Origin of the sequence: Pseudomonas sp. RV120224-01b, assembly GCF_003208145.1 — a bacterium.
Taxonomy (GTDB): domain Bacteria; phylum Pseudomonadota; class Gammaproteobacteria; order Pseudomonadales; family Pseudomonadaceae; genus Aquipseudomonas; species Aquipseudomonas monteilii.
In genome coordinates this window covers 73,415-81,606 of sequence record NZ_QKMQ01000003.1, presented here as the reverse complement: position 1 = coordinate 81,606, position 8,192 = coordinate 73,415, and the positions used below count along the sequence as shown (strand labels likewise).

7 protein-coding genes are annotated in these 8,192 nt (G+C 66.7%); 3 read left to right on the top strand and 4 right to left on the bottom strand.

Annotated features, from left to right (window positions below):
• The first annotated feature begins 88 nt into the window (after window positions 1-88).
• The gene (locus N436_RS06545) at window positions 89-1,042 is read left to right on the top strand and encodes a siderophore-interacting protein (RefSeq protein ID WP_110740650.1); all 954 of its coding nucleotides are present in this window, start codon (window positions 89-91) and stop codon (window positions 1,040-1,042) included.
• 145 nt (window positions 1,043-1,187) lie between these two features.
• Here N436_RS06545 and N436_RS06540 read toward each other — a convergent pair whose 3' ends face one another.
• From N436_RS06540 to N436_RS06520, 4 genes are all read right to left on the bottom strand, one after another.
• Window positions 1,188-2,579 carry an aspartate aminotransferase family protein gene (locus N436_RS06540; RefSeq protein ID WP_105946177.1) on the bottom strand — a complete coding sequence of 464 codons (1,392 nt, stop codon included), beginning with the start codon at window positions 2,577-2,579 and terminating at the stop codon, window positions 1,188-1,190.
• A 214-nt stretch (window positions 2,580-2,793) separates the two neighbouring features.
• Window positions 2,794-4,116 carry an ATP-binding protein gene (locus N436_RS06530; RefSeq protein WP_110740649.1) on the bottom strand — a complete coding sequence of 441 codons (1,323 nt, stop codon included), beginning with the start codon at window positions 4,114-4,116 and terminating at the stop codon, window positions 2,794-2,796.
• The gene (locus N436_RS06525) at window positions 4,113-4,796 is read right to left on the bottom strand and encodes a response regulator transcription factor (protein WP_016711682.1); all 684 of its coding nucleotides are present in this window, start codon (window positions 4,794-4,796) and stop codon (window positions 4,113-4,115) included. Before N436_RS06525 ends, N436_RS06530 begins: the two co-directional genes overlap by 4 nt.
• A 46-nt stretch (window positions 4,797-4,842) precedes the next feature.
• Window positions 4,843-5,424, bottom strand: coding sequence for an NTP transferase domain-containing protein (locus N436_RS06520; RefSeq protein ID WP_177410264.1), 582 nt, complete (start codon window positions 5,422-5,424; stop codon window positions 4,843-4,845).
• Between the two features lie 219 nt (window positions 5,425-5,643).
• Between N436_RS06520 and dsbD the strand changes: the two genes are divergently transcribed.
• Both dsbD and N436_RS06510 read left to right on the top strand, forming a co-directional pair.
• The gene (dsbD, locus tag N436_RS06515) at window positions 5,644-7,356 is read left to right on the top strand and encodes a protein-disulfide reductase DsbD (RefSeq protein WP_105946174.1); all 1,713 of its coding nucleotides are present in this window, start codon (window positions 5,644-5,646) and stop codon (window positions 7,354-7,356) included.
• Complete coding sequence (locus tag N436_RS06510; RefSeq protein WP_105946173.1) at window positions 7,356-8,192, top strand: TlpA disulfide reductase family protein; 837 nt, start codon at window positions 7,356-7,358, stop codon at window positions 8,190-8,192. Before dsbD ends, N436_RS06510 begins: the two co-directional genes overlap by 1 nt.

Genomic DNA, 8,192 nt, shown 5'->3' with positions numbered 1-8,192 from the left:
CCGCCGGCAGCCCAGGCTGCGCGATTAAATCACCGGGTGGGCGACTCGTCTGAACGTCATACCCATCCTCCAGAAGGCGGCCCTCGCGATGCTCTCCACCCTGGCCAACAACCTGCGCAAGCGGGTCACTCAAGCGCTCCCCGGCAAACGCCCCAGCTATCGAATCTTCAATGTCCAGCTGAAGCGGCGGATCGCGCTCAGCCCTTCGCTCACCCGACTGGTATTCACCGGACCAGAAGTTGTTGAAATGACCACCCTGGCCCCAGACCAACGGGTCAAGCTGCTGTTTCCCGCCCCGGACGGCTCACCGCCCAGCCTGAACAACGACCTGCACTGGAAGGCCGCGCACAGTGCCCTGCCACCGGCCCAGCGCCCGCCGATGCGCACCTACACCATCCGTGCCTTGCGCCGTGAGGCGCTGGAGGTGGATATCGACTTCGTGCTGCATGGTGTCAACGGCCCCGCCTCGGCCTGGGCCACCCACGCGCAGGTGGGTGACCGTTTGCAGATAGTCGCGCCCAACCTGGCCTATGAAGGCGACCCCGGCGGTTATGAATGGAAGCCACCGCAAGGTGTGCGCAATGTGCTGCTGGTAGGTGACGAAACCGCACTGCCGGCGATTGCCGGCATCCTGGAGCAACTGGCTGACACCCAGCCCGAGCTGGCGGTGCAAGCGTTCATCGAGGTGCCGCTGGAGGCGGATTGCCTGAGCCTGCGCCATGGCGATGCCACTGCACTGCACTGGCTGCCGCGCGAACTGCTGAGCTGCGCACATGGCCAAGCCATGCAGCACGCCGTGCGCGAGCTGGCCAGCCTGCCGCCTGGGCACGCCGCACCACGGGCGAAGCTGGAAGACGTGGATATTGATACTCGCATCCTGTGGGAACAGGCCAGTAGCGACAGCAGTGAGTTTCACGCCTGGGTGGCGGGGGAATCGGCGACGGTGATGGAGATTCGTCGGTACCTGATCAAGGAACGTGGATTGCAGCGAGAATGCCTGACGTTGATGGGGTATTGGCGGGCAGGGCGGACATTCGATTAACAAGCGCTAAACACTTGGGGCTGCTACGCAGCCCATCGCCGGCAAGCCAGGCTCCCACAGGTACAGCGCAATGCTTGAGCGTTGCGCTGTACCTGTGGGAGCCTGGCTTGCCGGCGATGGGCCGCGAAGCGGCCCTAGGGATGGATCAGACTGCCGCGATGAATGCCTCGGCAAAACGCTGCGCCACTTCATCGACCTGCTCGCCGCTGATGATCAACGGCGGCAGGAAACGCACCACGGCGCCATGCCGCCCACCCAGCTCCAGAATCAGCCCACGCTTCAGGCACTCTCGCTGCACCTTGGCCGCCAGATCGCGGTTGGCCAGCGGCTGGCCAAGCGCATCCCGCTTGCCTTGCGGGTCCACCAACTCCACGCCGAGCATCAACCCACGCCCGCGAATGTCGCCCAGCTGCGGGTAATCGCGCTGCAACTGCTGCAGGTGCCCGCGCAAGCGCAGCCCCATGGCCTCGGCGTGCTCGGCCAGGCGGTGTTCCACCAGGTAGTTGATTACCGCCGAACCCGCCGCCATGGCCATCTGGTTGCCCCGGAAGGTGCCGGCATGCGCGCCCGGCTTCCAGGTGTCCAGCCAGTCGCGGTACACCACCACCGCCAGCGGCAGGCTGCCGCCAATGGCCTTGGACAAGGTGACCACGTCCGGCACGATGCCGGCATGTTCGAAGGCGAACATGCGCCCGGTGCGGGCAAAACCGCTCTGGATCTCGTCGACGATCAGCGCCACACCGGCCTGCTCGGTGATGCGGCGCACGCCCTTGAGCCACTCGATATCGGCCGGGATGACCCCACCCTCGCCCTGCACCACCTCCAGGATGACTGCAGCCGGCAGCGGCACACCGCTTTCCGGATCAAGCAGCAGGTTTTCAAGGTAATGCAGGTTGGCCTTCACCCCGGCTTCGCCACCCAGGCCGAACGGGCAACGGTAGTCGTAAGGGTACGGCATGAACTGCGCGCCATTGCCGAGCAAGGCCCCCAGTGGCTCCTTCGGCCCATGGCTGCCCATCAGGCTCAACGCCCCCAGGCTCATGCCATGGTAAGCGCCCTGGAACGCCAGCACGGTGCTACGACCGGTGGCCGTGCGGACCAGCTTCAGCGCTGCTTCTACCGCATCGGTGCCGGTCGGGCCACAGAACTGCACCTTGGCCTCGCGGCGTAGCGCCTCGGGCAGGATGCCGAACAGGTCCTGGACGAAACGGTCCTTGACCGGCGTGGTCAGGTCCAGGGTATGCAGGGGCAACTCATCGGCCAGTACCCGCTGGATCGCCTCGACCACCACCGGGTGGTTATGGCCCAACGCCAACGTGCCGGCGCCGGCCAGGCAATCGATGAACTGGCGGCCTTCGACATCCTCCACGTAGATGCCACGGGCGCGCTTTAGCGCCAGCGGAATGCGCCGTGGGTAGCTTCGGGCATTGGATTCCTGTTGTTGCTGGCGTTGCAGCAGGGGCGATTCGGTAAATTCGTACAAAGGTTGCGACGCGCTGACCGGTGCAACCTGGGCAAGGCTGGAAGCGGTGGACATGGGTAAATCCTCGCAAACAAGCGAATGGGCAGTTATCGCTTGGAAAACGCTTGAGTGCCGGGAGGATTTAGCGGTTGTTGTGGGATTTTGCTTTACCTGTGCCGGCCCTTTCGCGGGCTCGCCCGCTCCCACAGGGACCGCACGGGTTCTGAAACTTGTGTAGTACCTGTGGGAGCGGGCGAGCCCGCGAAAGGGCCAGCACAGGCAATAATGATCAACTGGCCGAGCGCGCCGGCACCTGCAGCAACACCCGCAACCCATCGCTACGGCTGTCGAAGCGCAAACTGCCGGCACACCGCTGCACGATCGCCTGCACGATCGCCAACCCCAACCCGCAGCCACCACTCTGTCCGTTACGCCAAAAGCGCTCGGTCAGGTGCTCAAGGTCGGCGTCGGCAATCCCCGGCCCATGGTCGCGCACCATGAACCCCACCTGCCCGTCGGCCATCTGCACCTCCAGTTCCACCGCCGCATCGCCCCCATGGCGCAGGGCGTTGTCCAGCAGGTTGCGCAGCGCGGCCACCGCCAAGGGGGCCGGCATGCCCAGGTAGATCTGCGTCGCTTCTTCAGGCAAACGCAGCACGATGCGCCGGTTATCACCGCCACCGGCGTCCTGCACCGCCTGCCGGGCCACCTGTTCGGCGCTGCACTGCACGCCATCTTCGAACGACAGGCTGCCTTCCACCCGCGCCAGCATCAGCAACTGTTCCAGCGTGCGGTGCATGCGGTCGGCCCCTTGTTCGGCATGCTCCAGCGCCTGCTCGCGCACGGCACCGTCGGTCATGCGCGCCACTTGCAGGTGGGTCTTGATCGCGGTCAGCGGGCTGCGCAGCTCATGGGCGGCATCATCGGTCAGGCGCCGCTCGCGCTCGATGGTCTGGGCAATGCGCAGGAACAGCTGGTTCTGGGTTTCCAGCAAGGGCTGCAATTCGCTGGGCATGCCTGCCACCTGCAGTGGCTCGACGCTATCAGCACGCCTTCGCCGTAGCGCATCGCGCATGCGGTTGAGCGGCTCCAGGCCTTTGCCCAGGCCGATCCACAACAACCCCAGGCTGCCGAGCAGGGCCATCAGCACCGGTGCAGATGCCGCCAGCAGAATCGACTGGTTCAGCGCTTCACGCTCCATGTGCCGGTCAGCCGTGGTGATGCGCACATCACCATGGTTGTAGGTGAAGGTACGCCACAGTGCACCGTCGATCGTCTGGTCACGGAAGCCACTGCGCTCGTCGTCCATGGCGCCATCGTGCTTGTGGTTGCTGGCAAGGATCTCGCCACGCAGCGAGCTGACCTGGCAGGCCATGCCGTCCGGCACGCTGAACTGGTCGGCAGAAATGTGCGCCTCCCCGCCCTTGGCGGTGAGCGGCTGCGGCAACTGGTCGATCAGCCCGGCGACCATACGCGCCGACGCCACCAGGCGCTGATCGAGGGAAAACATCATCTGCTGGCGCAGGTCGCGCAGCATCCACGCAGCGGCCAGCACCCAGATGATCACGAAGGCGCTGCCCAGGATCAGGCTAAGGCGTACCCGCAGGCTCATGATGCGGCCTCTTCCGGCGCCTGCGCCGGGCCCAGGCGGTAACCCAGGCCACGTACGGTCTCGACGATGCCGTTGCCCAGCTTGCGCCGCAGGTGGTGGATATGCACGTTCAGGGCGTTGCTTTCGACTTCGTCGCTAAAGCCGTACACGCAGTCTTTCAGTTGTTCGCTGGACAACACCCGCCCGGGGTTCTGCAGCAATGCCTGGAGCAGGGCCTGCTCCCGGCGGGACAAGTCGACCGGCCGCCCGGCCAGGGTCGCCTCGCAGCTGCTGGGGTCGTAACGCAACGGGCCGTGTTCGATCACATTCACCGCCCGCCCCGCCACCCGCCGCAGCAGCGTGTGCAGACGAGCGGCCAGCTCGCGCAGGTCGAAGGGCTTGAGCAGGTAGTCGTCGGCACCGGCCTGCAGGCCATCGACGCGGTCGGTGACGGCATCACGGGCAGTGAGCACCAGTACCGGCAGTGTTTCGCCCTGCTGACGCAGGCGGCGCAGCAGTTTCAGGCCGTCTTCGTCGGGCAGGCCGAGGTCGAGAATCATCACATCGAACTGCGCGGCCTGCAGCATCGCCCGCGCACCGGCGGCGTTACCCACCCGGTCAACGGTCAGGCCCTGGGCGGTAAGGCCGGCGCAGATGCCGGCGGCGATCAGGTCGTCGTCCTCGCAGAGCAGAACGTGCATGGTGGAGCTCCCGGAGTGGTATGGCTGGCATTGCACCTTGGGCGGATTAAGGTGGGATTATGAACCAAGCGAGGCCCTGCGGCGTGTCGACATCCAGCAATACCCCTGCATCTTCCACCTCGACCACCACACAGCTACCCCGGTGGGCATGCACCACCGAGCGCGCCCCTTCATCGCCATGCAGTTGCCCCAGCGCCGGCCAGAAATCCCGCCCGAAGATCACCGGGTGCCCTTGCTGCCCTGCATGGCGTGGCAGCACGATACGGGACGCATTGGCGGCCTCGGCCAGGCGGCGCAGGGTTGCCGGCTCGATACATGGCATGTCACCCAGCAGAATTGCTACCGCCTTTGCCTGGCTGTCGTGAAGCGACCGTGCCCCGACAGCCAGGCTATGCCCCATACCGGACGCGGCATCAGGGCTGCCGATTACCCGGCAACCGGCAGGCAACCCGAAATCCTCCCCGCGCTCCCCCTCACGCAAGACCACACGCACCTCGTCGAACACCGCCCTGGCCCTCTCCACGCTGTGCGCCAACAGGCTGCGGCCATCGGCCAGGGTCGCCCGGCGCTTGTCGGAGCCGAAGCGCGTGCTGCTGCCAGCCGCCAACACCAGCGCCATCACGCTCACGGCGCAACCTTCTGGCGCTTGCCAAACCACTGCAACGCCCGGCATACCCCCTGTCGTTCACAATGCTGCACGTTTGCTCCGCCTTCAGCGCGACGAATCGCAGGGATTCAAGACCGACATACAGGGGGCCACAATTCGTATCCGTTGAAAAGGGGTTAACCTTGGGTTAATCGACTCCAGCCAGCATGGCCCCATTCCTGGATCTGCCAAGGCGAAGACATGCGCGTTTTCCTGCTCTTCCTGACACTGTTGCTGGCCGGCCCCTTGCAGGCCAACCCGTTCGACGTCAAACCTGACTTTCTACCGGTCAACCAGGCCTTCGTGCTCACCCACGACCGCCAGGCCGACGGCCAGATGCGCCTGTACTTCCAGATCAAGCCGGGCTACTACCTGTACCAGAAGCGCCTGAAGTTCGACGGCCTGCCCGCCGATCAGCACCCGCAGCTGCCGCCGGCGCTCAACCACCATGACGAGTTCTTTGGTGACAGCGCGGTGTACCGCGACCAGCTTGAGCTGCTGCTGCCCGCCAATGCCCAGGGGCAATTGCGCCTGGGCTGGCAGGGCTGTGCCGACGCCGGCCTGTGCTACCCGCCGCAAACCACGCAAATCGACCTGGGTGGCAGTGTGGCGCCTGCCGCCGAGCAAGCCGGCGACCAGGCGCTGGCCAGCGGCCTGCAACAGGGCCACCTGGCCTGGAGCCTGCTGGCGTTCTTCGGCCTTGGCCTGCTGCTGGCCTTTACCCCCTGCTCGCTGCCCATGCTGCCGATTCTTGCCGGGCTGGTGCTGGGCAACGGCGCCAGCGCCCGGCGCGGCTGGCTGCTGGCCGGGGTGTATGTGCTAAGCATGGCGCTGGTGTACGCCGCCCTGGGCGTGGTCGCCGCGCTGCTGGGGGCCAGCCTGCAAGCTTGGCTGCAGCAACCCTGGCTGCTGGGCAGCCTGGCGGGGCTGTTCGTGCTGCTGGCCCTGCCGATGTTCGGCGCCTTCGAACTGCAACTGCCCGCCGCCCTGCGGGACCGCCTGGACCGCGCCGGGCAAGGCGCCCGTGGCGGCAACCTGTATGGTGCGGCACTGCTGGGGGCGTTGTCCGGCCTGCTGCTTGGCCCGTGCATGACCGCGCCACTGGCCGGGGCGCTGCTGTACATCGCCCAAAGCGGCGACGTGTTGCAAGGCGCGCTGGTGCTGTTCAGCCTTGGCCTGGGCATGGGCGTACCGCTGCTGTTGCTGGTGACCCTGGGCAACCGCTACCTGCCGCGTCCGGGCGCCTGGATGGAGCGGGTCAAGGGCGTGTTCGGCTTCGTGTTCCTGGCCATGGCGCTGTACACCCTGCGCAGCCTGCTGCCCGCCACCCTGCTGCTGGCGCTGAGTGGCGCCTGGCTGATCGCCCTGGCCTGGGCCAGCTGGCCGGCCTTGCAGCGCCAGCCAGCATTGCGCGCCGTGCCACTGCTGGGCGCCCTGTGGGGCGGCCTGTTGCTGGTCGGCGCAGCAGCCGGTGGCGACGACCTCTGGCAACCCCTGCGCCCGTTCGCTGGGGGCGCCACGCCGGCCGCCGCCCAGCAGGCCGAAGACCGTTTCGTGACGGTGAGCCGCCCTGAAGACCTGCAACGTGAACTGGATGCGGCCAAGGCCCGTGGCCAGTGGGTGATGCTCGACTACTACGCCGACTGGTGCGTGTCGTGCAAGGTCATGGAAAAGCAGGTGTTCGCCCGCAGCGACGTGCAGGCCGGCCTGGCCGGCGTGCACCTGTTGCGCCTGGACGTGACCGCCGACACCCCGGCCAGCAAAGCCTTGCTGCAGCGCTACCAGGTACCCGGCCCGCCCAGCATCATCTGGATCGGCCCGGAAGGCGACGAACGCCGCGCGCGGCGCATCACGGGTGAAGTGGACGCCACCACGTTCCAGCAGCACTGGGCCCAGACCAGGAGCCAAGGCTGATGCTGACCGTAACCCTCGGGCCACTGACCATGGCCCTCAACCACCTGCTGATGCTCGCCGCCCTGGGGGTCGCCAGCGTGGTCGGCTGGTTCGTCGCCCGGCGTGGCGGCGAAAGCCCGGAGTCGGCACTGTTCAACCTGTTCCTGATCGGTGTGTTGGCTGCCCGCGCAGGCTTCGTGCTGGCCTACTGGCCGATGTACCGCGATGAGCCGTTGCAGATCATCGACATTCGCGACGGCGGCTTCCTGTTCTGGTCGGGCCTGGCCGGTATCGTCCTCGCAGCCCTGTGGCAAGGCTGGCGCCAACCGGGCCTGCGTCGCCCGCTGGGTTGGGCGCTGTTCAGTGGTGCGTTGTTCTGGGGCCTGGCCAGCCTGGGCGGGCACCTGTACAGCAAAGGCACCGAGCTGCCGGAACTGAGCCTGCGCAACGCTGGCGGCCAATCCGTCGCCTTGCACAGCTACCGTGGCAAGCCGCTGGTGATCAACATCTGGGCCACCTGGTGCCCGCCCTGCCGCCGGGAAATGCCGGTGCTGCAACAGGCGCAAAGCGACTATCCGCACGTGACCTTCCTGTTCGTCAACCAGGGCGAGACCCCGGAAAACGTCAGCACCTTCCTTGCCACCACCGGCCTGAGCCTGACCCACGTGCTGTTCGACGGCACCGGCCTGCTGGCCCAGCGCGTCGGTTCCATGGCCCTGCCCACCACCCTGTTCTACGACGCCGACGGGCGGCTGGTTGGCAGCCACCTGGGCGAACTGTCCCGGGCCAGCCTGCGCCACGCCCTGGAGCCTTTCGACCGGGCCACCGCGCCCGCCCCTGCCGCACAAGGAAACTGA